The sequence below is a fragment of the Embleya sp. NPDC025285 genome (genome assembly GCF_055558835.1).
The window spans coordinates 1-23174 of record NZ_JBVHLU010000109.1; the positions used below are offsets into that span (position 1 = coordinate 1).

A 23174-nucleotide genomic window follows, 5' to 3' on the forward strand; every position below is an offset into this window, starting at 1 on the left:
GTCAGCCACGACCGTTCATGATCGCGGCTCCGGTGACCCTCCGTGGCTCTGGCACGGAAATTGATCCAGAACCGAAATTGAGCCGCCGCCGACAATCGCATTCACGCGACGCCTGCGTTGGCCCGTCCGGGGCTGCGACAACGCACGACCGGCCCCACCGCGTGGCATCGGTGTGGTCGATACGGTGGCAGAGCAGTGCTTGCGCGGCAGCCCATACCCCGCGCCGCAATCACCGTGGGCGATCTCGGGCTCAGTCTCGTCGGTCCGTCACGGCGCGAGGCAGAGTGCGGAGCAGCTCGTCACCGAGACGCTCGAACTCGCGGCGCAGGAACGGATCCGCAAGTCGAGCCAGGCCGTGGAAGCGGACGTGGGAGCGGTAGGTGATCTTCGTGCTGCTTCCGGCCGGTTCGAAGGTGAGGTCGTCCGTGGAGGTGGCGGTCTTGTTGGTGCCGACGAAGGTCAGTCGCGCGGGTTCGGAGCGGGTCAGTTCGTAGGCGAGTTCGGTGTGCCTGCCACGAAACTCGGAGACGTTGTGCCATCGGGAACCCACTCCGATGGGTCCGGAATCGATCCGGGTGCACTCGTGCGTGCCGGGGTCCCAATGCACGGCATGGGAGAAGTCCCGCAGATAGGACACGACCTCGTCGATCGGGCGTGGGACGGTGAACGTGCGTTGTACGTCGACCATGTCTTCGACTCCTTCTCGGCGGTGTGCCGTGATGCGGCCGGGCCTGTGCGGCGTTGTCCCCGACCCGTACCCGCCGAGGGCATCCGAGATCGCCGACGACGTCGGAAGTCTTCGTCATCGACGCTTCGGGCGTGCCCACGACGCGAGACTCGGGAACGGCGCCGCCGGCTCCATGCGGTCGTCCGCCCGATGGGGGTCGGCCGAGCCGCGTGTGCCGGACGAGCGCCGCCTCGGAGCGGTCGAGGGCGCGCGCGACGTCGTCGTGGAGGTCCTGTTGCCCAGGGCGTCTCGTGCCATGGGTTACCGCGTCGTGTGCGGATCGCTGTTGCGGGACGAGTCGCCGGATGCGGCGGCGGTGCGGATCGCGGGTCTGCCGGCGACTATCGTTCTGCGGCGAACGAGAGGATCCCGAACTCGTCCTCGCCTTCGGTGAACGGCGCTATGGCGATGTCGTGGTACGCCGCCAGGGTGTCGGCCACCGTGTCCAGGGTGTCTCGGTCTCCGTCGGCCAGTTGCCGCACCCACGCGGGCGGGCGGCGGTGCGATGACAGGCGGTGCACATCGATGGCGAGGCGCTCGCGCGACGTAGCTCGTATCGCCTCGAAGACCCCCGTACCGGGGAACGCCGACGCGCTGGGGGTGAGGAAGTCCGGTACCCGGCCGACAGCCGGGACCAACGACCCGAGCAACGACGCGCGAGGAGGCAGCCGTTCCAGCACGTGAGGCCGCCACGCACGAAACGGCGAGGCGGAACCCTGGCGCGGGACCCGCAGACTCATCACCACCTCGCTGATCGGAAGCGCGCGGTGGTGTGCGGACACCAACCCTGCCAGATCCTGCGCGGTGAAGTGAATACGTAACATGCGTCCCCCATTATCCGTTTGCTGGGCACCGTGGCCCGGTGGCCAGGGACATTCGGTCCCACCCGAAAGCCGTTGTCGCCACCCGTCTCGACCGAAGAGGCTCTACCCAGTCGCAAGAATCGCGCAGGGGTGTCGACCCGCATGGACGCCTCCTCGATTTTCGCCGCCTCTGAAGGAGTACACGAACGGCACACCCGCGACCGGGCATACCGCTCCCCTGCCCTCGTCCACGACACGGCCGCGGCGGTGGCGCTCCGCCCACCCGTAACAGGGGGCAACCGGTCGGTGAACAGCCCGCCCTCGCGAAAAGAGGGCCTGAACGAAAGGGGATCCCCATGATCGAGAACAACGAGGCCGCGACCACCGACGGCTTCCGCTACACGATCGCTCGCACCCTCGACGCCCCCGTCGCGGACGTCTGGCAGGCATGGACCATAGCCGAGCAGTACGGGCAGTGGGCGGGCACGAAAGACGTCACCCTCGACGCCCGACCCGGCGGCTCGTGGAGCGGCACCGTGGTGCTCCCGGACGGTCGACAGTTCCCCATCACCGGCTCGTACCTCGAGGTCGTCGAGAAGCGCCGCCTGGTCGTCGCGATGGACGTCCCCGGACGCGCGGAACCCGACGTCATGACTGTCGAACTGACCGATCGGGGCACCCGCACCGACATCGTCGTCTCGCAGACCTGCGACAGCGTCGAGAACCGCGACCGGACCGAGGCCGGCAGCAACATGCTCCTCGACGGCCTCGCCGCCCACCTCGAGGGTCGCCGATTTTCGACGACAGACCGCGGGCATGACGGCTGACGCCGCGTTCGCGGGCGTCGGCGCCCGGTATTCCGGCGGTGCATCGCTCCAGGAACGGTTTGCCTTCGCGACGCGCCCCCGCGAGCAGCCCGCAGTCGTTTCCCGGCAGGTCCAGCTCGTCGACGACCGGAGGCCCGGGCAGGCCCACCGTTCTGCGGTGGAGGCGAAATCCGTCGTCACCTCCGCTCTCACGACTTCTTCGCCCACCTGTCAGACGGGGTCTGCAGCGTCGCCGGAGCCCTCACCGCCTGGTGACCTCACCCGGCCCACGAAACCGGCACGGCGGAACCGGGCCCCGTCCCCGGGTACGGCTCCGGACGGATCGCGCCGAGGGCGCATGGGCCTGTCCGCGGCGGTCCCGAACAGGCCCGCGGGTCGGAGCAGCCCTGGTCGGGCGTGGGCCCCTGTCCCGAACACGTCAATGCGGGTCCGGGACGGTCCCGAACACGCATGGCCTGTTGCGCCCGACTCCTACGAACGTTGCTCCTACGTGGTCCGGGTGAGTTCGTACTCGACTTCGCCGTGCTCGGAACCTTCGATCGCCTCCGGCCAGTCCCCGGTGAAGTGGCGAAGGAACGACAGACCCGCCTTCTCCATCACACGCCGCGATCCCGCGTTGACCGACATGGTGTTCGCGGTCACTCGCTCCACGCCGAGGTCCGTGAACCCCTTGTCGATCAGCGCGCATGACCCCTCGGTGGCGTAGCCCTTGCCCCAGGCGGCCCTGTTCAGCCGATAGCCCAGTTCCACCACGGCGGGGCTGCGGTCGTCCAGGGGACGGAATTCGAACCAGCCCAGGAAGGTTCCGCCGTCCCTCTCCTGCGCGGCCCAGTAGCCGCGGGTCCCGAAGCACGGGTGGTCGTGCAGCAGCCCGGGCAGGACCTGTGCCCGGATCGTCTCGCGGCTCGTGGGCCGGCCACCGTTGATGAAGCGCATGACTTCCGGGTCGTTGTCCAACGCGACCAGGTCGTCGACGTCGGCCTCGGTGAACGCGCGCAACACGAGCCGATCGGTCTCCAAGAGATTCATGCCGCGATCCTCACCACCGGCGCAAAAGCCCGCCACCGGATATTCGCAGCGGGCCGGTACATGCGTCGGCGGACTCACCGGCTGTGCGGACGCCCGAGATCGTGGGCCGGTGAGAGCGACCAGGGGCCGCTCGCGGTCACACCTTCCAGGCACCGCGCGCGGCGGCGTCACGGGCGTAGTCGGCGAAGTCGCGGGGCTCGCGTCCCAGGGCGCGGCGCACGCCGTCGCAGACGTGCTCGTTGCGTCCGTCCAGCACCTCGGTGAACAGGAACAGCAGCAACCGGGCGACCTCTGCGGGGACTTCGTGTTCGGCGAGCGCGGCCGCGTACGCGTCGGCAGGGACCTGGACGTAGGTGATCTCGTGTCCGCTCGCCCGGGCGATCTCGCCGACGGCGTCGGCGAAGCTGAGCAGCCGGGGCCCGACATGCCCGGACTGGCGAAGACCTTGCTCATGCCTGCTTTCCGGTGGTGAAGAAGCCGGTCAGGACGGGGGCGAGGAGCTCCGGGCCGATGTTGTGCTCCTGGCCCGGGAAGACGTGCAGGGTGAAGTTGTCGGCCAGTGCGGCGAGTTCCCGCGCGCCGGTAAGCATGTGCGGAGCGCCCGCGTCCCCGCTGCCGACGAGAACGGGCACCGTCACAGACCGCCAACGGTCGGCGGGCAGGGGCCGACCGGACATGGTGTCACCCATGACCCGGCCGTCATAGGGCAGGGTGCGGGCGGTGGCTTCCATACCCGCCCAGAAGGGCGCCTGCCGCATCCCGGCGACGACCTCGGCGGGCATGCCCACGGCCGCGGTCATGAAGTAGGCCACGGCGTCACCGTACGCCCCCTGCTTCACGAGGTCCGTCAGATGGGCGACGTAGTCGGCGGGCAACGGTGGGCGGCTGGAGTCGGTGATGAAGGGCGGCTCGTACATGGCCAGCCTGGAGACGGCACTGCCCCGGGCGACGGCCTCCAGCGCCAGTACGGCGCCGGAGGACATGCCGAAGACCATCGCCTCACCGCCCGCGCGCCCGATCAGGGCGTCCAGGTCCTCGACCTCGCGCTGTACGTCGTACTCCGGGCCGTCCCCGCTGTCGCCACGGCCCCGGCGGTCGTACGTGATGACGGTGCAGTGCTCGGCCAGCAGGCCGGCGAGTTCGGCGGAATCGCCGCGCGTCATGAAAGCGCCGCCGACGAGCACCACCGCAGGGCCCGAGCCCTGCCGCTCGTAGGCGATGGCCGTGCCGTCGGCGGAGAACACCTTGTCCATGAAAAACCACTCCATCCATATATCTGCGCGTGCGCAGGGCCGAGAAGCCCGCTTCAGAACTGGACGGTACAGTACCCACATGGGTACTGGTCAGTCCAGTACTGTTCCGCAGGAGGGGCAGACGCAAAGCGAAGGAGCCGATGATGGACAGCCGTTCAGCGCGCAAGCACGAGGCGATTCTGGAGGCCGCGACCAGCGTTTTCCTGGACAAGGGATACGCGGGAACGAGCATGGACGACATCGCGAAGCTGGCCGCGGTGTCCAAACAGACCGTCTACAAGCACTTCTCCGACAAGGAGAAGCTCTTCGCCGACATCGTCCTGGCCACCACCGACCGGCTCGACACCACGATCAACCTGCCGGCCGACCTCCTTACCGACGACGCCAACCTGGAAGAGAGCCTGACCCGGCTCGCCCGTCGGTTCCTGACCGCCCTCACCGACCCCCGCGTGATCCAGCTGCGGCGCCTGATCATCGCCAACGCCGACGTCTTCCCCGACCTGGGAACCGAGTGGTACGAGCGAGGCTTCCAACGAGGGCTCACCACGCTGGCGACAACCTTCCAGCGCCTGGCCGACCAAGGGCTCCTCCGCATCGACGACACACTCCTGGCCGCGAACCACTTCTCCGGCCTGCTGCTGTGGATCCCCGTGAACAAGGCCATGTTCACCGGCAGCGTCCGGCACACCGAAGCCGACCTCGACCGCTACGCCGCCGCCGGCGCCCGCGTCTTCCTCGCCGCCTACCGCTGACCACCGCCCCGGCCTCGCCCACTCACGCGCATCTGCCGGGTGCAACACCCGACCGCAGGCCGGGCTGCGCCCACCACCGAGCGGCGGGGGTTTACCCGGTTCAGCCGGGCCAAGTGCCGGTCAAACGCCGGGTGGCTGCCGCGCCACCGCGGTCGACGGCGGCCGTGACGACGGCGAAGATCGCCCCTTGCAGGCCGGCTGCGAGCAGAACCCGGGACCAGGTGCGGTCCTCGTCGGTGGCATCGGGGGCGTCGTCGTCGTGGCCGATCATCTTCCACGCCTGCTTGAAGGCCGCGCCGGCGATCATGCCGCTGGTGGCACCGAGCACCAGGCCGACCGGCTTGTAGGCGACCTTGGACATCTTCACCGGCGCTTCCGGCCTCGGTGCAGCAGCACGAGGGCAATCACCACGACCGCTGCGCCGACCAGCGGGGTCCGGTTGGCCTTTGCCGTGGTCGCGGCCGTTTGGGCCTTCTCGCGGACCGGGGCGGGGGTCTTGTCGGCGGCGAGGTGTCCGGCGCGGGCCACACCGTCGCGGACGTGGGCGGCGGCGTGGGTCGCCTTGTCGAGGACCGGGTCGGGCGTTTTGTCCTTGACCAGTTCGGTGGCCTGGGCCGCTTTGTCCCGGAGTTGGTCGGTGAGGTGAGCGGCCTTCTCGGCGGTCTGTTCCTTGATGTCGGCCGCCTTCGTCTTGGCCTGGGCCTTGACGTCGGCCTTGGCCGCCAGCGCCTCCACCGTGCGGCCGAGTTCGTCGCGGGTATCCTCGATCTTCTCGCGCAGTTGTTCTGGTGTGGGCGCGGATTTCTCGTCCTGGGGTTCGTGGGTCATCGGTGTGCTCTCTCCTTGATCGCGGCGACGTCGGCCTTGACGCTGTCGATGGTCTGTTCGGGTGCGGGGGTGCCGGCCTTGGCGATCTGCTTCTTCCCGGCGGCGGCCATTCCTGCGGCGATCGCCGCCAGCAGGGCGGCGGTGATCAGAGCCGAGGCCCACACCGGCAGGAGCAGGGCCAAGGCTGCGATCACGGTGACGACGAGGGCCTGCGCGGCCAGGATGCCGACCAGGCCGGCGCCGCCGAACAGGCCGCCGCCCAGCCCGAAGCGTTTGCCCTTTTGGGTCATCTCCACCCGGGCCAGCTGCATCTCTTCGCGGACCAACTCGGAAATCTGCTGCGACGCTCGCGAGACGAGATCGCCCATCGACTCCTGGGAACCGCCGCGGCCCGGCTGTCCAACGGTGCTCATGGAATCCTCACCTTCCTCCTCGCGCTCGGTGCAGTTCCTCGGCGCGACGGCGGCCAACGACCTCGCTCCCGGGTGATGGGGGCATACGAGCGCGGCTACCCCACAACCCGCAGGTCACTCACCCGCCCACTGTTCTCCTCACCGGGCTGCGGAACGTCGTCGACGACGCTCGGAGACATCGGCCGCCTCGGCGAGCAGGCTCAGGACACGTAGGCGTAGGCGACGCGAGGACTGCGACTCGCGGGGTCGGCCACCAGCGCGGTGATCCGAGAGCTGCATGTGGCGGCTCGAGAGCACCTCGACCCGGCTTTGTAGGGTCCTCGCATGCCACAGTCCACAGAACCGTACGAGCCGGTGTCGGGGAAACACGTACGCCGAGCCGTCGCCCACTGCCTCGACGCCTTGGAAGGCGTTCCCGCGGCCCGCTGGCACGACCGGGCCGGAAGCCTGGAATGGACGTGTTGGGAGACTCTCGGCCACCTCGCGGACGACCTGCTCACCTATGCCCTGCGGTTCGGGCTCGCGGAGCCCATGGGCGTGCCACGTGTCCCGCTGCGTGTTTCCCGCAACCGCCCCGGCGGCCCGGCCAACGTCATCTTCGGAGACCACGAGGCAGGGCCGGAGGGGCTCCTGACCGTCGTGGAGGCTTGCGGTGGACTGCTCGCAACCGTCGTGGACACCACGGCCGCAACCACCTTGGCACCACACGTCTTCGGAGCCTCCGACCCGGAGGGCTTCGCAGCCATGGGCGTCGTCGAGACACTCGTCCACACCCACGACATCACCCAGGGCCTGGACCGTGCCTGGGAGCCCCCGCAGGATCTGAGCGAGCGGGCCCTCGCGCGTCTGTTCCCCGACGTGCCCGTCATCGACACACCATGGTCGACCCTGCTGTGGGCCACCGGACGCGTCGAGACGCCCGATCGCCCCCGCCGGACCGACTGGCGCTGGCACGGCGCGCCCCTCGGCAGCACATGACTCGAACGACACGTCCGTACAAGGCACGCGCAACGAACCGTGAACGGCGGCAGGTCAGCCTCGGCCCCGAGTTTGGCTATTCCGTCTTGAGCAACCCATGGCGTAATCGTCTCGTCGTGGACAGGAACTGCGCATCGAGCCCGTGGCACGCCGGGCCGCTCGTGCCTGCGTTCAGGAGTCGGCCGATCGGGCGCAGCGCGGCGTCGCCGTCGTCGGCGATCGCCGAGATGTGGGGCAGCGGCTCGACCAAGCGCCTGTCGCCGACGTGGGTCCGGCGTCGCACAGGGCTTGTCACCGAGCCCCGGATCCAGGTCACGGCCACGAACGGGTCAGGCTCGTGGGGACGGTCGTTCGGCGTCGCTCGTACCCGATTCAACACCCCTTCCGCCCACGCGCGACCGGTGGTCACCTTCGATCGTGTGGCCGGAACTACTTCGCGAAAAACACCGGACTACCGCAGCGATCGCTCCGGTGCCTTCCGGCCTCGCGTCGAGACCGTCTCGAAAAGCTGCGCGCCGCGATCGAGTCCACCGCCCAGCCCTCGACACCATGCGTTGGACAACGCTCGAGTCCCCGAACTCTCCGAGGACCGACTGGCCCGCCAACCGAATGTGCTTCGCTACTGCTTCCATCGCGAGGTACCGCAACCAGTGGGGTGCGCTGTCCGGTCGGTCGTATCCACATCGCGCGGACACAGCGGAGTGTAGGCGGCCGCACTTCTGTTCCGTGTACTCCGACCCGCCGCAGAGCCATGCGGCTCACACATGAAGAACAACACCTCACTACCGTCGAGGCGTGGTCGGTCGGGCGAACCCCACAAGTGGAAGTGCTTTCCTGCGGCCCGGAGTTGCGGCTCCCCACGGCGGCCGTCAAACCCGACTTCGGTTTGCCTCGCGACGTACTGGGATCGCAGCCTGCGAGCATCTCACCCGCCGGTACCCGTCGCCCGTCTTCGAACATGCGGCGCCGGCGTCCGGCCACCGTGCTCGGCCGGCGGTGCCTGGGACCACTCGGATGCTGAACTCGTGTGTGCCGAGCCCGTCTGCGATGCCGAGGAACAGCAGCGAGAAGTGCTCCTGTCGTCACGGGTGATCACGCCGGTACCGCTGTCCGTTCCCGTCGAGCGCACGCCGAATCGGGTGCTCTCCGGCCGGCCGTGGTCCTCCCACCAGCGGTATGCGGCCGCTGCTTCGTCCCACAGTCGGCGGGGCCGTGTGTGGCCGGGGATCGAGTCGGCGGAGGCCCAAGAGGTGCACGTCGGACAGGCACAGCGTGCACTCGTCAGCTTCGTCGCCCCTCCCCAGCCCAGCGAGTAGCGGCACTTCGGGCCGCGCAGCCCGACCGCAAACCGCTCGTGCACATCCGCAACGACGGCGCGGGGGCCCAGGGCCCTTCGTGGGTGCGACGCAGGCGTGCGGCCTGCTGTCCTCCCGCGGTTCGGTAGAGTCGAAGCGTGGCTGTGTTCCTCGTCTTTCTCCGCCGCTCCGGTCCGCACTGGGATCCGTCCCGCCCCATGCAGGAGCAGTCCGACTGGCCCGCCCACGCATCCTTTATGGACGAGCTCGTGAATTCGGGTGTCGTCGTGTTGGGCGGACCACTCGCCGACGAGCATCGCGTGGTGCTCGTCGTCGAGGCCGAATCGCAGGACACCGTCCGTGCCATGCTCGCGCGTGATCCGTGGAGCGGGACGCACCTTCGAGTGGACGGCGTCGAGCCATGGACGATCCGCCTCGATGGTCGGCGCGCCCAGAGTCCGCCCGAGGCTCAGGGGGTGGTGTCGTCGAACTGCCACAGCGGGCGTTCCTCCGCCTCGTCACCGCTCCCCCACCCACCCGGGTAGCGGCAGACCGGGACGCGCGACAGAGTGGCCGCCGCGGTTCGTGGCCCGGCGGCGCCGTCGTGTGCCGGTCGTCGAGGACCGGTTCGGCAACCTGAGGTCCTGGGCCGGTCCCGACCGGCCCGATCCCTATCCGGTGCGGTCCCTATCCGGTGCGGTCCTCGACCCACCAGGAAGAGATGCTGCGGCAGGTCGCGCGCGAGGCGGGCCCGGTCAGAGTCGAGGACCGGTTGATCGCCCTGGCCCGCCCGCGCGGTGACGTCCTCGGCGTACTCGCCATCGAGGACCCCGAAGCGACGGCCAACGAGCGCACCAGGTTCGCCTTGGATCACGCCCAGCAGTCGCTCGCCCAAGAGCTCATGCATATGCGCGAACTCGCCGAGGTCGAAACGCGGCTGGGCCGCCGACTGATCGACGACCTGTTGGAGGGCACCGACGAGACGAGCGCCTACGCCCGGGCCGAAGCCGTCGGCCACGACCTGCAACGTACGCACTACGTGGTCGTGGTGCACTGGCCGGGAAACGCCGTGAGCAGTTCCTTCACCCGTGCCGTCGAGCAGGCGACGGCCACCTCGGCGACCCGTCCGCTGATCACCCGGCGCGGCGACCGGATGGTCCTGCTGACCGAAGCCAGGCCCGACGACGATGCCGTGTACACAGCGCTGGCCCGTGAGCTGGGGACGCCCGACGGAGCACTCGGGGTGAGCACCCGCTGCGACTCCCCGGAAGGCATTCCCCGCTGTTATCAGGAGGCACTGCGGGCCCTGGAGGTGCGGCAGAACTCCCGCCGGCGCAGCGGGACGACGTTTTTCGACGACCTCGGGCTGTACCGGATCCTGGGGCCCGGAAACGATCTCCGGGAGCTCGAAGACTTCGTGCGAGAGTGGCTCGGCCGGCTGATCGACTACGACGCAGGGCACGACACGGAGTTGGTGGAGACGCTCTCGCGCTACTTCGACTGCGGAGGCAACTACGACGAAGCGGCCGCCGCGCTGATGGTCCACCGCAGCACCCTGCGCTACCGGCTGCAGCGCATCCGTGAGATCAGCCACCGCGACCTGGCGGATGTGGACACCCGGCTCAATCTGCAGGTGGCAACGCGCGTCTGGAAGATCATCCTGGGCGGGCGGCGCTGACTACGGATACCCGGAGGGCCGGCGCAGCGGGTCGGCACTCGCGGACGTCGTCTATCGCCGCGGCGCGAGGGCCGTGGCACCGGCAACGGTGTCCGGCCGGCCCTTGGCATTCGCCGACGCGCGACGCACCGAGACGCCTGGACGTGCATCGACTTCTCCGGCGGCAGCAGCCGGCGCAGCGCCTCCTGGTGCGCACGCTGCGAACGCGCGTTCGTCGTGTGAAGCTGGAGGTGGGCGACGGCGTGAAGTTCTCAAGCGGTGGTACGGCGTCGATGGCTGTGACTGCCCCTCGAAGCGGTATCAGCGCTTCTCCGAACAGGGAGGCCACCATGACGGAGCAGCGCAACAGGAACGAAACCATCCCGGAGGAGTTCGACGGACTGATCGTGGAGTTTCGCGGTCTGCTCGACAAGTACCCCAGCGCGGCCCGGCACTTCTCGCTCGCGTATTACCCCGAGGCTGACGGAGATGATTCGGGTGCAACAACGACGGCGGGGTTCTCTCAGCCCGTTTTCGAATGCACGAAAGACGCAGACGGATTCGTCGTGTGCAGGCGCGTCCACGAGCAGTGACCGTACATGATGTTCGCGACGGCGCCGATCCCGCGCGAGTTTCGCGCGAGCGGACCTCGGCGGTGGGGTGAGGTGGCGACCGGGCGCCCGTCGTCCCACGGCGAACTCCGGCCGCGCGTCCCCCTGTACGGCCCGCCGGGGACGCCGGCAACACCGCCCGCGCGGCCGGAGCAGGCCGGCTGATCGTCACGCACGTCGGCCGCTCCCTGCTCCCACGACAGGCAGTCGTACGCGCCTCGACCCGATCGGGCGCGAGTTGCAACCCACCGGCACACGTCTAAACCCCGGGGCGCGAAAGCCCGGCCGACAAGCCCGGCCGACAAGCCCGACGAAAGCTGCATCCCGAGTCGGCAAACCACTCCCCAAACCCACCACACTGTGCCTGCTCCTCATCTCCCCGGCCGCCCTGCCCCGGCGCTCTCGGCGGCCGTCCTGAGCCGCGATGTCCACCGCGTGGGCCTCGACCAGACCGAAATCCCGGGGTGACCACGAGCGACAGCGGCAGGCCCCGCCCGTCCACCGCGACGTGCAGCATCTTGGTCAACCCGCCCCGCGAGCGGCCGAGAGCCTCGCGAGCCGAACGCGCCGCGCCCGCCGCCGCACGCTCCACGCCGGCAGGTTGGTCCGCGTATCCGCAACCCCCGTGCGCCGGATGCGTGTTGGTGGGCGCGGACGATTGTGGAGTCCACCGACACCGACCAGTCGACTCGGCCGACCGCGTCGTCACGCACCCGCACGTGCTCGCGCAGCACGGACCACGTCCCGTCCGCCTCCCACCGGGAGAAACGCTCATACACCGCCTGCCACGGCCCATACCGTGCCGGGACGTCCCGCCACGGACACCCGCGCGCAACCGCCACAACACCCCATCGACCACCTGCCGATGATCACACCAAGACGGACGTCTCCCGGCCGTTCGGGAACTGGAGCAGCATGTCGGAAGCGTGCACGTTCGCGCGTGCGCCCCGGCAGCACAAGCGCGGCTCCTCGGTCTCCAGGTGCGCGCGGACCACGTCGCGGCAGTGCCGATGGTCGGGGCCCTGGATCCGCGCCGTCGCCCCCGCGTCGATCAGCGGGATCCGCCCACGGTCGGGCCGTCCGGTGCGCATCGGGACGTCCCGGACGGCCTCGTGGCCGCTCGGCGCCCTGTGTCGAAAGCACCACGTCGTCGGTTCACCGGGCGGTCGTCGTGGGCTCGGGCACCGAGCGCAAGGTCACGCACCACACCGACGCGGACGTCCGAACCCCCCGGACGGCTGATCTTCGTCCTGGGTTCGCGCGACCGGCGGTGGGCGTAAGGGGAACCGGAGAGGTATCCGAGTCCTCCCACGTGAGAACGATGCCGCTCGAGACCCCGCTTCCTACTCTCGTCGAACGGGGCAGCGACGCGCCCGCACCCGGAGCGCGACGTCGCCGGGACGCGTCGCGTGTGGACGCCGTGTTCCCGGGGCGACGACGGCAAGACGGTCGTCGGCGTCTTCGGGCGCGCACGGTCCGGTCGCTTCCCCGCCTGCACGACCGACATCGATCGAAAGGCAGACTCGTGACCCACCCTCCCCGGATCCCTTCCTCGGCGGAAGCCGCCGACGGCACCCGAAGCACACCCACCCGGCGCACCGTGCTGCGCGGTTCGCTGGCCGCCGCCGCGGTGGCGGGCACGGCCGGAACGGTGGTCGTCGGCGCCGCGCCTGCCGCGTCCGCGAGCGACGCACCACCGGCCGAGGCGGACAGTGCGGGTGACACGTCCACGGCCCGGCACTGGCGCTCCAGGCTCGCCACGCTGGCCGCCCGACACCAGGTCCCCGGCGCCTCGTTGGGCATTCTGGCCGGCGACCGGGTCGTCAAGGTCGCCACCGGTCTGGCCAACGCCGACGACCGTATCGAGGCCACGCCCGACACGCTCTGGCAGATCGGCTCCATCACCAAGGTCTGGACCGCCACACTCGCCATGCGCCTGGTGGACGAGGGCGCAATCGACCTCGACACTCCGGTCGTACGCTACCTGCCCGAGCTGCGACTGCCCGACCCCGACCGGACCAGGCGCCTGACGCTGCGTCACCTGCTCGCCCACACCAGCGGGATCGACGGCGACGTGCTCCCCGACACCGGACGCGGCGACGACTGCCTGGAGCGGTTCACCGCCCTGCTCAAGGACGTTCCGGCGGTCCACCCGCTGGGCCGCGCGCACTCGTACTGCAACGTCGGCCTGATCCTCGCCGGCCGGCTGATCGAACGCCGCACCGGCACGACCTGGGACACCGCGCTGCGCGAACGCGTGATCAGGCCGCTGGGCCTGACCCGCAGCCACACGTTGCCGGAGGACGTGCTCGCGCATCGCGCCGCCGCCGGTCACACCTCGGGACCGGACGGGCGGCCGCGCGTCGACCCCACGTGGATGCCCCGCTCGCAGGGCCCGTGCGGCATCGTGTGCTCCAGTGTCGGCGACGTGCTCGCCTTCGTCCGCCTGCACCTGAACGACGGCCTCGGGCCCGACGGCACCCGGCTGCTGTCGGCGCGCGCCGCCGAGGAGATGCGCTCGTTCCAGACGGCCACGCCCAACACCCCGGACACCGGCGACAGCTGGGGCCTGGGGTGGGCCCGTTGGGACTGGAACGGTCGGTCCGTGTACGGCCACGACGGCAGGACCCAGGGTCAGTCGTCCTACCTTCGTGTACTGCCCGACGCCCGTCTCGCGGTCGTTCTGCTCACCAACGGAGGCGACGCCCAGGCGCTCTACCACGACCTGTACCGGGAGATCTTCACCGACCTCGCCGGCGTCGCGCCCCGCCCGCCGCACGCCCCCGACGGCACCAGGCCACCGCACGACGCGGGAGGCTACCTGGGCCGATACCAACGCGTGGGGGTGCTCGAAGAGATCCTCGAACGCGGCGGTGGGCTGTTCCTGCGCCGGACCTTCACGGGAGGCACCCCCAGCGAGTTCGAGCTCCACCCCGCCGGCCGGGACCTCTACGTCCACCGCCTGCCCGGCGTTCGCGACTGGGAGCCGCTCAAGTGCTTCACCCTGGACGGCACGCGCTACGTGTGCCAGAGCGACCGCGTGCTGCCACAGATCACCTGACGCCGCGCAGTCCGGATGCCGGATGACCGCTCGGGGCACGACACCGGTGGAGTGCCCGAAGTGGCCCCGGGCAATTGGCGTGTGGTGGTGAGGATTGGGCCGGCTGCCCGACCCACCCCGATCACGCCGGCCGGGGCCGTTACGCGTCGCGCCTGCGGACTGCGGCCAGCGCGGCGACGGTCGCCGCCATCGCCCACACGGCCATGACACCGATGCCCAGCCACGGGTCGACCTCGTGCGCATTGAAGTCGCGCAGTCGCATGATGCGTTGGCCTGCCTTGTCCGGCAGGAACCGGGCCACCTCGCGCACCCCGGGTATGGCCGTGAGCGCGGCCGTGCCCAGGAACAACAGGGGCATCAGCAGGCCCATCGAGGCCATCGGGGTGCGCAGCAGGAATGCGGCTCCCGCACACAGCACGGCCAACAGGGTCAGATACGCGACGTGTCCGAACGCCGTCCGCCAAGTCTCCGACGCGGTCAGAGAGATGTCGCCGGCGGGCATGACCAAGCGGGCGAGCAGCGTGCAGCTCAGGCTCGATGCGACGGCGGTGACCAGGGCGATCGCGGTGATCACCGTCAACTTCGCGGTGGCGAACACCCGGCGATCGGGCACCGCCGCCAGCGACGAGCGAATCGTGCCGCTGCCGTACTCTCCGGCCACGGCGAGGACGGCGAAGGCCACGAGTGCCATCTGCCCGAAGTTTACGCCGTAGTGCACCAGGGTGAAGGGGTCGTATTCGCCGCCGTCCTCCCGGCGTTGCCCCTCGGCGACGAACGCGCCGACGAGGGTGCTCACTCCGGCGATCAGAACCACGGTCACCAGGGGCAGCCATCCGGTCGAGGGCACCGAACGGATCTTTGTCCATTCGGCGCGCACGGCGGCCGGGAACATCGAACCCGTCTCGACCATCCGCGCCGTTGTCATCGTGCTCACGCTCGGCCACCTCCCACAAATTGCTCACGCCCGGCGGTCAGCCGGAGATAGACGTCTTCCAATGCCTCGCCCGTACCGACGAATTCGTTCAGTGCGGTGTCGGCGAGCAGTCGCCCGCCGGCTATCACCACGAGGTGGCCGGCGGTGAGTGCCATCTCGCTCATCAGGTGGCTCGACACGAAGACCGTGCGCCCCTCGGCGGCGAGCGATCGCATCAGGTCGCGGATCCAGCGGATGCCCTCGGGATCCAGGCCGTTGACCGGCTCGTCGAAGATCAACACCTCGGGGTCGCCGAGTAGCGCGGCGGCTATGCCCAGGCGCTGGCGCATGCCCAGCGAGTAGCCGCCGGCGCGACGCCGGGCCGCATCGGTCATGCCGACCTCGGCCAGCACTTCGTCGACGCGCGAGACCGGTATGCGGTTGGACTGCGCGAGGTAGAGCAGGTGGTCGTACCCCCGGCGACGCTTGTGCACAGCACCGGCGTCGAGCAGGGCCCCCACGTGTCGCAGCGGCTCGCGCAGCTCGGTGTACTCCCGGCCGCCGATCGTGATGCCACCGGACGTGGGCCGGTCCAGACCCAACGCCATCCGCATCGTGGTCGACTTGCCCGAGCCGTTGGGGCCGAGGAAGCCGGTCACGGTGCCGGAGGTGACCTCGAAGGAGAGGTCGTCGACGGCGAGCACGTCGCCGTAACGCTTGGTCAGGTTCCGGATCCGGATCATGTGCTTCGCTCCCTGAGGTGCGGTCGGGTCGTGGAGTCGGCCACGGGGTCGGGCCGTCCGCTTGCCGTAGTGCCTCAAGGTTGCGATGTCGGGGTGCTTCGCCGGATCCCCCGGCCGTGGGGACGGCCTCCCCCGCACGGGGGAGGTTCGAGGCAGCGCGACCCGGCACGATGATGGGGAGTTCCAGTACGCACCACGCGCACGGGGCGGGCGGCCACTCGTCGCACCCATCACCTACACGCGTACGTTCGACCTGTCCTCGGGCCTGCGTCCGGAGTTCCCTGCTGCCATGGATTCCCCGGCCTCGATGACGGCGTCGGGCTCGGATATCCGATGCCCTGGTTCCCCCGCCCCCGCCGACACCGATATCGACCACCTTCGGGCTTCGTTGCCGAGGCGCCGCTCCGAGGGATTCCGGGGCTGCCCACTGCTCCGGCCCGGCGCCGCCGCTGCGGCGTCCACGCGCCTGGCCGCCGACGGCCTGCTCCTGGACGACGGCGCGGATCCGACTCTGGACCTGTTACGCGAGACTGCGGCGACGAGAGGTCACGTTGGACCATGTGAAGCAGATGTACGCCAAACGCGTGTCCACGATGGGTGGTTCGAACTACAAGCGGGAGATCGACCGCCCCGGCTGGATGCACGTCATCCGCTCCCAGGCGTTCACCAGTCTGTGGGTCAAGGCCCTCAAGGCCCGCAAGGCCCACCAAGGCGGCCTGACCGTGATGCCCGTGATGGGCACCGACGAACTCCACCTCACCGACGGCGACTGGCGCACTGTGTTCACCGAGGGATGCGCGTGGGCGACGTGAAGGTCAAGGATGCCTACATCCCAGGCGCAGGAGCAGTGATGGGATGTGCGGGGTCGGGAGGATCGATCCTGGCAATGAGTTCGGCGATCGTCCCCAACGGGTCGAACTCGGAGAATTCCTTGCGTAGTCGGAGGACTCGATCCGCATACTCGGGGTTCGCCAAGACATCCGGGACAGCGGTGCGGATGGCTGATCCGTCAGGTTTGCTCGTCTTCAGGTCTATGCCCATGCCGCTCCACTCAACCCTGGCCCCCAATTCCGGTTTGTCCTCCGTGCTGCCGACCACGACCAAACGGAACACCGTGATCGAAGGCGGTGTGCACGCTCCCGTAGCCGCCGTTTGTGACCAACACATCGGTGTGCGGGAGCAGATGTTCGAAGGATATGAAGCCGGCCGGCCGCGCGTTGGCCGGAACGTCGCCCATCAGCCTCCTGACGAGGAGGGGGCCATCGGGGCGGCCGGTCGCCGCGACCACGAGCACGTCGTCGTCGGCCAAGGCCATGTCGGCGTGTTCCGGCCCGGGGCGAGTGCGCTTGATCATCGAGTCGGCAGACCACCGGAAGTGTGCCCGCAGAAGTTCCAAGGCCCCGGCGCCGTCGCGGCTCTCGACGGCTCCGGCGACGGCCAGGCGTTCGGGGGTGACCTGCTGCCGGTGCTCCTCGGCGGACACGTGCTCCATCGCCCACGTGGGCTCCGTTTGCCGGCGAAGGTTGGTGGCCATCACGGGCTCAAGTCGCTCTCCATGCTTGGGGCCGGGCCTTCGCCCAGGGCGCGTTGGGAGCGGAAGGTGGCCGGGACGCCCGGGGACGGGAGGGCCGGTTCCGCGCCGGCGACCCCCTTGGGATGCGCGGGGCCGAAAGACCTGGCGACCAGACGGGTGAGCACTGGGTCGACGGCCGGGTCGGATACCGGTGTCCGGATCCCTCGTTCGCGAGCCACCCCGATGGCGTTGTTCAGGACCGGTGCGCCTTTGGTGGCGGGCCGAGCACCCGGCTCGCGCGCCGTAGTGACGCTGTCCGGCGTGGCGGGACGGACCGCAGCCGGGCGGGGCGGTCGCGTGTGCCCGGCGGGTGCGAAGGTGGGGCCGGGGTCCTCGTGTGTCGGGGCCGACCCGTGTGTGGCGGGCTCACGCCCCGTTGGGCGGAGGAGCAGGTCGCCCTCGGGCTTCCGGAACAGCGTCGCTTGTCGGGCCATCAATTCCACCGCGGGTTTGAGTTCTTCGGGCACCAGGTGCGCCACCCGTTCGTAGACGCGTGCCACGGGCTCGTCGAGGGCGGATCCCGCCTGCATGTGAGCGACGCCGAGTTCGATGGTGAAGCGCAGGAGGTCCCGATGGGTCATCTCCTGCAGGTGCACATCTATCAGGCGGTCGGTCATCCGGTGCTCGCCGGATGGGCCCTGGGCGTGGACCAGATCGAATTTTCTCATCGCTCTGTTCGACGATCGTACGTACATCAGTCCCCGGTCGACCAGTTCGGGGTCGTCGATGATCCTGGCGGCGGTGAACTGTGCCTCGACGGACCGGTCGTGGTCGTCGGAGGCAACCAGGTGTCCACCGGCGACGAACCGGGTGAGGACCGCGTGGGCGCTGATCGCCGCGGGAGCGGCGATCATGGCCCCGACGATCTCGTGACCCTCGCCGTCGCGGCGCAGGGTTCTCGCGGGCAGTGCGAAGTCCCGGTCCAGTCGTGCGGTGGTCTCCATCAGGACGTGTCGGCCCACACCCCTGCGGTGTCGGTCGGCCAGTAGCGCCATGACCCGGTCGCGCATGTCCTGGATGTCGGGCATCAGTTCGGAGGCGGGGCCCGTGGGGCCCAGGGCCCGGGCGGCCTCGAAGTTGGGGTGGATGGCGTAATACCGGTCCGCGTCGACCCGATCGCATCCGCCGTCCGCGTCCAGACGCGCGGCGATCTCTTCGGCCAGGGTGGTCTTGCCCGCGCCCGGTTGCCCGATCAGGAACCACGTCTGGGGCCGTGCGACACCGGGACCCGCGACCTCGGGCAGGAAACGCGGGACCAATTCGTCCCGGAACGCGCGGTCGAAGAGGGCCTGTTCCCGCGCGCCTCGGCCGTTCAGCAGCAACCGCCCGGGAGGGTCGAGCATCGCGACCGCCGTCCACCTCGATGCCAGGATGGGGAATCCCCAGCCGGCGAAGAACCGAACTTGAGCCCGTCAGCGTAGGGTCTCCCCGCGCCGGGCGCCACCACCTCGGTGCCCCCGATGCCACCGTGTGGCAAGGGGATTTGCATGTCCACGTGCGCGTGTGGAGAGCCCGGCCGGACCCGGTGAGCGCCGACGCGGTGTGCAAGTGGTGTTCCGGGACCGGTGGTGACCGATTCATGCGCGCGGGGTGGGGGCGTGCGCGCGCACTGCTATCCATGTCGCGCCGAAGTCCGCGAAACGCCCTTGTGACGCCTGCCGCCCCTGGTTTGATGAAGTCCGCCCAGGACCAGACCGGTCAGCGCGTCGACCACATCATCCACGGACGCTCGCCCGCGGTTCAGTTCGGCGGCGAGCGCCTCGGCCGCACCCAGCACGCCGGCACAGCACAGCCGAAGGGCGTCGGGCTCAAGGTGCGCGTACGGCCGCAGCGCGGCGGCCATCAGGTCCGCATAGCTGTCGGTCATCTCCTGTCTGCCCGCCTCCATGTCCGGATTGCCCTTCAACGCCGCGGAAACGGCGTTGAGCTCCGGCATGTCGGTGGCGCAGGCGAAGTACGCGGCGCTGATGACGCGGGCGACCTCCTCCGCGGCGGGCGCGGCGCCTTGCAATGCCTGGATAACCGAGGCCCGGTGGCGTTCGTCGAGGCGCCGGTAGAGCGCGAGCAGCAGGCCGGGGCGGGTGCCGAAGTGGTCGTACACGATCGGCCTGCTGACGCCCGCAGCCTCGGCGAGGGTGACCAGCGTGAGCCCGTCGGCGCCCTGGGCGCGCACGATCGCCACGGCGGTGTCGAGCAACTGCTCCCGCCTGGCCGGCTTGGACAGGCGGGTCGGTGTGGTCGCCATGTTCCTCCCTTGCTGTCGCCCCCAGACTATGTTACAAAACGTAGGTTACAAAATGTAGGTTAGTGATTGCGAAGGAGACTCACCATGGGACAGCCCAACTCGGTTCTGATCCTGGGCGGTTCGGGGCAGGCGGGTGCGGGCGCCGCCGCCGTGCTGCGCCGATGGCACCCGGAACTGCCCCTGACGATCGCGGGCCGCGACATCGGCCGTGCGCAGCGGGCCGCCGACGAACTCGGCGCGGCCACAGCCGCGACCGTCGACCTGCGGCGCGCGGATCTGGGCCTCCCGGCCGACGGAGAGTATCTGGCGGTCGTCGCCGCGCTGTGGGACAACCGGTTGCAGGGGCTGCGGTACGCGCAGGAGCGCGGGTTGCCCTACCTGAGCATCTCCAGCGGCCTGGTGGACATCGCACCGGAGATCGTCGCGAGCGCCCAACGGCCGAGCGGTCCACCGGTCTTGGTGGCGAGTCACTTCTGCGCGGGAATCGGTGTTCTGGCGACGCTGTACGCCACCAGGGAGTTCGAACGGATCGACACGATCCGGATCGGCGCCGTCCTGGACGAGTCGGATGCCGGCGGCCCGGCGGGGCTGGCGGATCTGGAGCGATGGGCCACCGCGACCTCGGCCGCACTGGTACGCCGTGACGGCGTGTTCACGTGGGTCGCCGAGCCCGATGCACGGACGGATGTGCCAAGTACCGACGGGATTCTCGTGCCCGGCCAGAGCATCGCCATCCTCGACGTGCCGAGTCTTGCCCTGGCGACGGGAGCGCCGAACGTCCGCTTCGACTTCGCCGTCGGTGAGTCCGCGGGTCGGCGACGCGGCGGCCCCGCCTCCGTCGAGGTCCGGATCGACGTCGAAGGGACCGGCCCAGGAGGGCAACCACGCAGCCTGCACCGCTACCTCGTCCATCCGGAAGGGCAGCGACCGCTGACCGCGCTGGGCATCGCCCTCGGTGTCGAGCGACTGCTCGGGCTGCGCGGCGAAGCCGTACCGCCGGGTGTCCACACCCCCGAGGCGCTGCTCGACGCGTCCTACGCGGCCGAGCGGTTGGCGGAAATCGGCGCCGAGTTCGTCGACGCGCCCGGCGACGAATGAACGCCTGTCACCCAAGGGGCGAGCCACCGCACGACCCGGCACCCATCCCCACCCGAACCTCAGGCGCCCGGTCGCCACTTCCACCTGCGGCCTGTCCGGACTCCGGATGATCTCGTCCACCCCCAGCGCGTGCTTGTGGCAGCCGTCGGCCAAGCGGTAAAGCTCGGCCGGCGCCCGCGGCAGCGGTCCGACAACAGCCGCAGACCGAATCACACATGCCGCAACTCCGCGGTCGCGGGTACCACCCACTGATGAAGCCGCGCATCGCTGCCACCGGGTCGTGTGCCGCGTCGTTGAGCGTACGGCGGCACGGACCTCGGTCCGGACGCCGCACGGCCCCGCGTGCTCCACTCCCCCACCGGCGCGTGGCCTTCCCGCACCCCGGCGGCGCCGGACGTCCCCCGAGGCGTCCGGGCCGCCGCACCCTTCCGGCCCGGCAGCCGACCGCCCGCGCCGGGCCCGACCGGCAGGTGCGCGCCGCAACCGAGGCGTGAGCTGCCGCGGGACCCGGAGCGAGTGCGTTCGTTGGACACGGGCGTGGAGACCGTGCATCGGCACACGCCCCCGCACCACGCGGCGGGCCACCAACCGTTGGCGTTCGGACAGGCGAGCTACGCCGCGGCCGTCGGCGGGGCGATCGCCCCGCTGGTCGAGCACGCGACCGTGGTCGTCGACCACGCCCCCGGCCGCGCGGTGACCGCCCACGGCGGCACCGACGCCGGCATCCCTCGCGCGCCCGATTCGTGTCCGGGCCCGGGAACAGGTCCATTCCGGGCCCGGGAACAGGTCCATGCGTCGCGCAACACCCAGAGCGTCTCCAGCAGCTCCCCGAGCGGCACGTCCTGCGATTCTTCCAGGACCTGTTCACCGCGTTCGGCATCACCACACCATGACGAGGCGGCCGACGGGCGGACTACCGGCGCACGGGTGGCCGGTGGCCGGAACGGCCCGGCTCGGCCGGCTGCGCCGCTACGGCAGGTCCCGGCGCATCAGGTCGGCGTAGGTCTCGCGGCGCACCACGGCGCGGTGTGCGCCGTCGCGGACGAAGACCACCGGCGGGCGGCGCGCGCCGTTGTAGTTGTTGCTCAGCGCATAGGTGTAGGCGCCGGTGACCGGCACGGCGATCAGGTCCCCGACGCGCGGGTCCGCCAGCGGGACGCCGGCGCTGAGGGTGTCGCCGGACTCGCAGTGCCGGCCCACCAGGCGGCACAGCTCACCCTCGCCTGTCGGGCGGCCGGCGACGGCGGCCTCGAAGCGCTGCTGGTACAGGGAGACTTCGAGGTTGTCGCCCATGCCGCCGTCGACGGCGACGAAGGTGTGGCCTCCGCCGCGCTTGACGGAGACGACCCGGTACAGCGAGACGCCGGACTCGGCGACCATCGAGCGGCCCGGCTCGATGAGGATGCGGGCGTCGGCGGGCAGCACGCGTCGGGCGGCGTCGGTGACGGCGTCGAGGTACGCCTCCACCGTGGGCGGTCGGTCCGCGTACGTGTAGCGGGAGCCGAGCCCGCCGCCCAGGTCGTAGACGGCGAATTCGCCGAGTTCGGCGACCGCCTCGACGGCCTGCGCGAAGGGCGCGAGGTCGAGGATCTGCGACCCGACGTGCACGTGGACGCCGTCCAGCCGCAGCCGGTCGCTGCCGCGCAGCCGCGCGATCGCCGCCCGGGCCTGCGGCAGGGGCAGACCGAACTTGGAGCCGTTCTGGCCGGTGGACACGGCCTCGTGGGTATCGGGGCGGATGCCGGGGGTGACCCGGACCAGCACTCCCTGCTCCGCCGCGGTGCCGGCGAGGATCTTCTCCAGCCGGTCGATGTCGTCGAAGTTGTCGACGACGACCGTCCCGGCGCCGGCCTCGACGGCGAGGCGCAACTCCTCCTCGGTCTTGGCGTTGCCGTGGACGACCAGGCCGGCCGGGTCCGCGCCTGCGGCGAGGGCGAGGGTCAGCTCGCCCTCGCCGGCCACGTCGATGTCGAGGCCCTCCTCCACGAGCAGCCGGATGACGGCGGTACAGGGGAAGGCCTTGGAGGCGAAGACGGCGCGGGAGTTCGGCCAACGGGCGGCCAGGCCGTCGGCGTATTGGCGGGCGCGGGCGCGGACCGACGCCTCGTCGAGGATCAGCGCGGGAGTGCCGTAGGACTCGGCGAGTTCGGCCGCCGGTACGCCGCCGATCGCCAGTCCGCCGTTCCCGTCCCGGGTGGTCCCGGGCGGGAACAGCCCCAACAGTTCTCGGTCTGCCTGCGTCTGCACCGTTGCCATCCGCGCTCCTTGTGCCACTGATCCGTCCCGCTCTCCTGCCATGCTCCCGCTTCGGTCACGGCGGATCATCGTTGACATCGTCAATGCAGGTCGCCCAATCTTGACGCCCACA

Annotated in this window: 23 protein-coding genes and 3 pseudogenes; 9 read left to right on the top strand and 17 right to left on the bottom strand. The window is 70.3% G+C overall.

Features of this window, described 5'->3' with window-relative positions; all coding sequences use genetic code 11:
• Positions 1-250 precede the first annotated feature (250 nt).
• Positions 251-688 carry an SRPBCC family protein gene (locus tag ACZ4FV_RS42990; protein WP_395861501.1) on the bottom strand — a complete coding sequence of 146 codons (438 nt, stop codon included), beginning with the start codon at positions 686-688 and terminating at the stop codon, positions 251-253.
• 380 nt (positions 689-1068) lie between these two features.
• Entirely contained in the window at positions 1069-1551 is a 483-nt protein-coding gene (locus ACZ4FV_RS42995; RefSeq protein ID WP_465326267.1) for a hypothetical protein, read from the bottom strand.
• Positions 1552-1886: 335 nt separating this feature from the next.
• On the opposite strand from ACZ4FV_RS42995, the gene ACZ4FV_RS43000 reads away from it, so the two are divergent.
• Positions 1887-2357, top strand: coding sequence for an SRPBCC family protein (locus tag ACZ4FV_RS43000; protein WP_465326269.1), 471 nt, complete (start codon positions 1887-1889; stop codon positions 2355-2357).
• Positions 2358-2843: 486 nt separating this feature from the next.
• Here the strand turns inward: ACZ4FV_RS43000 and ACZ4FV_RS43005 are convergent, their stop codons facing one another.
• The 3 genes from ACZ4FV_RS43005 to ACZ4FV_RS43015 form a co-directional block, all read right to left on the bottom strand.
• The gene (locus tag ACZ4FV_RS43005; protein WP_465326272.1) at positions 2844-3386 is read right to left on the bottom strand and encodes a GNAT family N-acetyltransferase; all 543 of its coding nucleotides are present in this window, start codon (positions 3384-3386) and stop codon (positions 2844-2846) included.
• 136 nt (positions 3387-3522) lie between these two features.
• Positions 3523-3666, bottom strand: a complete 144-nt coding sequence (locus ACZ4FV_RS43010) for a hypothetical protein (protein ID WP_395861493.1) — start codon at positions 3664-3666, stop codon at positions 3523-3525.
• A 169-nt stretch (positions 3667-3835) separates the two neighbouring features.
• Positions 3836-4639: an alpha/beta fold hydrolase gene (locus tag ACZ4FV_RS43015; RefSeq protein ID WP_402235159.1), complete on the bottom strand. Its 804-nt coding sequence runs from the start codon at positions 4637-4639 to the stop codon at positions 3836-3838.
• A 143-nt stretch (positions 4640-4782) separates the two neighbouring features.
• On the opposite strand from ACZ4FV_RS43015, the gene ACZ4FV_RS43020 reads away from it, so the two are divergent.
• A complete protein-coding gene (locus ACZ4FV_RS43020) occupies positions 4783-5391 on the top strand; it encodes a TetR/AcrR family transcriptional regulator (protein ID WP_465326275.1) in 609 nt (202 codons plus the stop codon).
• 100 nt (positions 5392-5491) lie between these two features.
• Here the strand turns inward: ACZ4FV_RS43020 and ACZ4FV_RS43025 are convergent, their stop codons facing one another.
• The 3 genes from ACZ4FV_RS43025 to ACZ4FV_RS43035 are packed head-to-tail and all read right to left on the bottom strand — an operon-like array spanning position 5492 to position 6632.
• On the bottom strand, positions 5492-5758 hold the full coding sequence (locus ACZ4FV_RS43025) for a DUF4235 domain-containing protein (protein ID WP_465326277.1): 267 nt from the start codon (positions 5756-5758) through the stop codon (positions 5492-5494).
• On the bottom strand, positions 5755-6219 hold the full coding sequence (locus ACZ4FV_RS43030; protein ID WP_465326279.1) for a DUF3618 domain-containing protein: 465 nt from the start codon (positions 6217-6219) through the stop codon (positions 5755-5757). The genes ACZ4FV_RS43025 and ACZ4FV_RS43030 overlap by 4 nt, the downstream gene beginning before the upstream one ends.
• Positions 6216-6632, bottom strand: coding sequence for a phage holin family protein (locus ACZ4FV_RS43035; RefSeq protein ID WP_395861486.1), 417 nt, complete (start codon positions 6630-6632; stop codon positions 6216-6218). The genes ACZ4FV_RS43030 and ACZ4FV_RS43035 overlap by 4 nt, the downstream gene beginning before the upstream one ends.
• Positions 6633-6956: 324 nt before the next feature.
• Here ACZ4FV_RS43035 and ACZ4FV_RS43040 point away from each other — a divergent pair, with 324 nt between their 5' ends.
• Positions 6957-7610, top strand: coding sequence for a DinB family protein (locus ACZ4FV_RS43040; RefSeq protein WP_395861484.1), 654 nt, complete (start codon positions 6957-6959; stop codon positions 7608-7610).
• A 76-nt stretch (positions 7611-7686) separates the two neighbouring features.
• Here the strand turns inward: ACZ4FV_RS43040 and ACZ4FV_RS43045 are convergent, their stop codons facing one another.
• The gene (locus ACZ4FV_RS43045; protein WP_465326282.1) at positions 7687-7860 is read right to left on the bottom strand and encodes a hypothetical protein; all 174 of its coding nucleotides are present in this window, start codon (positions 7858-7860) and stop codon (positions 7687-7689) included.
• A gap of 1203 nt (positions 7861-9063) precedes the next feature.
• Between ACZ4FV_RS43045 and ACZ4FV_RS43050 the strand changes: the two genes are divergently transcribed.
• The 3 genes and pseudogenes from ACZ4FV_RS43050 (at position 9064) to ACZ4FV_RS43060 (ending at position 11155) form a co-directional block, all read left to right on the top strand.
• Complete coding sequence (locus ACZ4FV_RS43050) at positions 9064-9450, top strand: YciI family protein (RefSeq protein WP_395861482.1); 387 nt, start codon at positions 9064-9066, stop codon at positions 9448-9450.
• A 67-nt stretch (positions 9451-9517) separates the two neighbouring features.
• A pseudogene (locus ACZ4FV_RS43055) lies at positions 9518-10583 on the top strand (PucR family transcriptional regulator); the annotation flags it as partial.
• Between the two features lie 218 nt (positions 10584-10801).
• A complete protein-coding gene (locus ACZ4FV_RS43060) occupies positions 10802-11155 on the top strand; it encodes a hypothetical protein (RefSeq protein ID WP_465326284.1) in 354 nt (117 codons plus the stop codon).
• 412 nt (positions 11156-11567) lie between these two features.
• On the opposite strand, the pseudogene ACZ4FV_RS43065 reads toward ACZ4FV_RS43060, so the two are convergent.
• Together ACZ4FV_RS43065 and ACZ4FV_RS43070 are read right to left on the bottom strand one after the other, a co-directional pair.
• Positions 11568-12065 (bottom strand): annotated as a pseudogene (locus tag ACZ4FV_RS43065) (IS5 family transposase); the annotation flags it as partial.
• Entirely contained in the window at positions 12043-12264 is a 222-nt protein-coding gene (locus ACZ4FV_RS43070; RefSeq protein ID WP_465326287.1) for a hypothetical protein, read from the bottom strand. The gene ACZ4FV_RS43070 and the pseudogene ACZ4FV_RS43065, both read right to left, overlap by 23 nt.
• Before the next feature lie 434 nt (positions 12265-12698).
• Between ACZ4FV_RS43070 and ACZ4FV_RS43075 the strand changes: the two genes are divergently transcribed.
• A complete protein-coding gene (locus ACZ4FV_RS43075) occupies positions 12699-14234 on the top strand; it encodes a serine hydrolase domain-containing protein (RefSeq protein WP_395861458.1) in 1536 nt (511 codons plus the stop codon).
• Positions 14235-14373: 139 nt separating this feature from the next.
• On the opposite strand, the gene ACZ4FV_RS43080 is transcribed toward ACZ4FV_RS43075, so the two are convergent.
• On the bottom strand, positions 14374-15159 hold the full coding sequence (locus tag ACZ4FV_RS43080; protein ID WP_395861837.1) for an ABC transporter permease: 786 nt from the start codon (positions 15157-15159) through the stop codon (positions 14374-14376).
• Between the two features lie 86 nt (positions 15160-15245).
• Positions 15246-15890 (bottom strand): annotated as a pseudogene (locus ACZ4FV_RS43085) (ABC transporter ATP-binding protein); the annotation flags it as partial.
• A gap of 560 nt (positions 15891-16450) precedes the next feature.
• On the opposite strand from ACZ4FV_RS43085, the gene ACZ4FV_RS43090 reads away from it, so the two are divergent.
• Positions 16451-16702 (top strand): hypothetical protein, encoded by a 252-nt coding sequence (locus tag ACZ4FV_RS43090; protein WP_465326289.1) that lies wholly within the window; start codon positions 16451-16453, stop codon positions 16700-16702.
• Positions 16703-16941: 239 nt separating this feature from the next.
• On the opposite strand, the gene ACZ4FV_RS43095 is transcribed toward ACZ4FV_RS43090, so the two are convergent.
• The 3 genes from ACZ4FV_RS43095 to ACZ4FV_RS43105 form a co-directional block, all read right to left on the bottom strand.
• Positions 16942-17424: a glycosyltransferase gene (locus ACZ4FV_RS43095; RefSeq protein ID WP_465326291.1), complete on the bottom strand. Its 483-nt coding sequence runs from the start codon at positions 17422-17424 to the stop codon at positions 16942-16944.
• Positions 17424-18806, bottom strand: coding sequence for a zeta toxin family protein (locus ACZ4FV_RS43100; RefSeq protein WP_465326293.1), 1383 nt, complete (start codon positions 18804-18806; stop codon positions 17424-17426). Before ACZ4FV_RS43100 ends, ACZ4FV_RS43095 begins: the two co-directional genes overlap by 1 nt.
• A 269-nt stretch (positions 18807-19075) precedes the next feature.
• Positions 19076-19708 carry a TetR/AcrR family transcriptional regulator gene (locus tag ACZ4FV_RS43105; RefSeq protein ID WP_465326295.1) on the bottom strand — a complete coding sequence of 211 codons (633 nt, stop codon included), beginning with the start codon at positions 19706-19708 and terminating at the stop codon, positions 19076-19078.
• 84 nt (positions 19709-19792) lie between these two features.
• Between ACZ4FV_RS43105 and ACZ4FV_RS43110 the strand changes: the two genes are divergently transcribed.
• Positions 19793-20806 carry a saccharopine dehydrogenase gene (locus ACZ4FV_RS43110; protein ID WP_465326298.1) on the top strand — a complete coding sequence of 338 codons (1014 nt, stop codon included), beginning with the start codon at positions 19793-19795 and terminating at the stop codon, positions 20804-20806.
• Between the two features lie 969 nt (positions 20807-21775).
• On the opposite strand, the gene lysA is transcribed toward ACZ4FV_RS43110, so the two are convergent.
• The gene (lysA, locus tag ACZ4FV_RS43115; RefSeq protein ID WP_465326300.1) at positions 21776-23062 is read right to left on the bottom strand and encodes a diaminopimelate decarboxylase; all 1287 of its coding nucleotides are present in this window, start codon (positions 23060-23062) and stop codon (positions 21776-21778) included.
• Positions 23063-23174 lie beyond the last annotated feature (112 nt).

Coding starts and splice junctions, on each gene's coding strand:
- ACZ4FV_RS42990 (WP_395861501.1), bottom strand. CDS start 688: ATGGTCGACGTACAACGCACGTTCACCGTCCCACGCCCGATCGACGAG.
- ACZ4FV_RS42995 (WP_465326267.1), bottom strand. CDS start 1,551: ATGTTACGTATTCACTTCACCGCGCAGGATCTGGCAGGGTTGGTGTCC.
- ACZ4FV_RS43000 (WP_465326269.1), top strand. CDS start 1,887: ATGATCGAGAACAACGAGGCCGCGACCACCGACGGCTTCCGCTACACG.
- ACZ4FV_RS43005 (WP_465326272.1), bottom strand. CDS start 3,386: ATGAATCTCTTGGAGACCGATCGGCTCGTGTTGCGCGCGTTCACCGAG.
- ACZ4FV_RS43015 (WP_402235159.1), bottom strand. CDS start 4,639: ATGGACAAGGTGTTCTCCGCCGACGGCACGGCCATCGCCTACGAGCGG.
- ACZ4FV_RS43020 (WP_465326275.1), top strand. CDS start 4,783: ATGGACAGCCGTTCAGCGCGCAAGCACGAGGCGATTCTGGAGGCCGCG.
- ACZ4FV_RS43030 (WP_465326279.1), bottom strand. CDS start 6,219: ATGACCCACGAACCCCAGGACGAGAAATCCGCGCCCACACCAGAACAA.
- ACZ4FV_RS43035 (WP_395861486.1), bottom strand. CDS start 6,632: ATGAGCACCGTTGGACAGCCGGGCCGCGGCGGTTCCCAGGAGTCGATG.
- ACZ4FV_RS43040 (WP_395861484.1), top strand. CDS start 6,957: ATGCCACAGTCCACAGAACCGTACGAGCCGGTGTCGGGGAAACACGTA.
- ACZ4FV_RS43070 (WP_465326287.1), bottom strand. CDS start 12,264: ATGCGCACCGGACGGCCCGACCGTGGGCGGATCCCGCTGATCGACGCG.
- ACZ4FV_RS43080 (WP_395861837.1), bottom strand. CDS start 15,159: ATGACAACGGCGCGGATGGTCGAGACGGGTTCGATGTTCCCGGCCGCC.
- ACZ4FV_RS43095 (WP_465326291.1), bottom strand. CDS start 17,424: ATGGCCACCAACCTTCGCCGGCAAACGGAGCCCACGTGGGCGATGGAG.
- ACZ4FV_RS43100 (WP_465326293.1), bottom strand. CDS start 18,806: ATGCTCGACCCTCCCGGGCGGTTGCTGCTGAACGGCCGAGGCGCGCGG.
- ACZ4FV_RS43105 (WP_465326295.1), bottom strand. CDS start 19,708: ATGGCGACCACACCGACCCGCCTGTCCAAGCCGGCCAGGCGGGAGCAG.
- ACZ4FV_RS43110 (WP_465326298.1), top strand. CDS start 19,793: ATGGGACAGCCCAACTCGGTTCTGATCCTGGGCGGTTCGGGGCAGGCG.
- lysA (WP_465326300.1), bottom strand. CDS start 23,062: ATGGCAACGGTGCAGACGCAGGCAGACCGAGAACTGTTGGGGCTGTTC.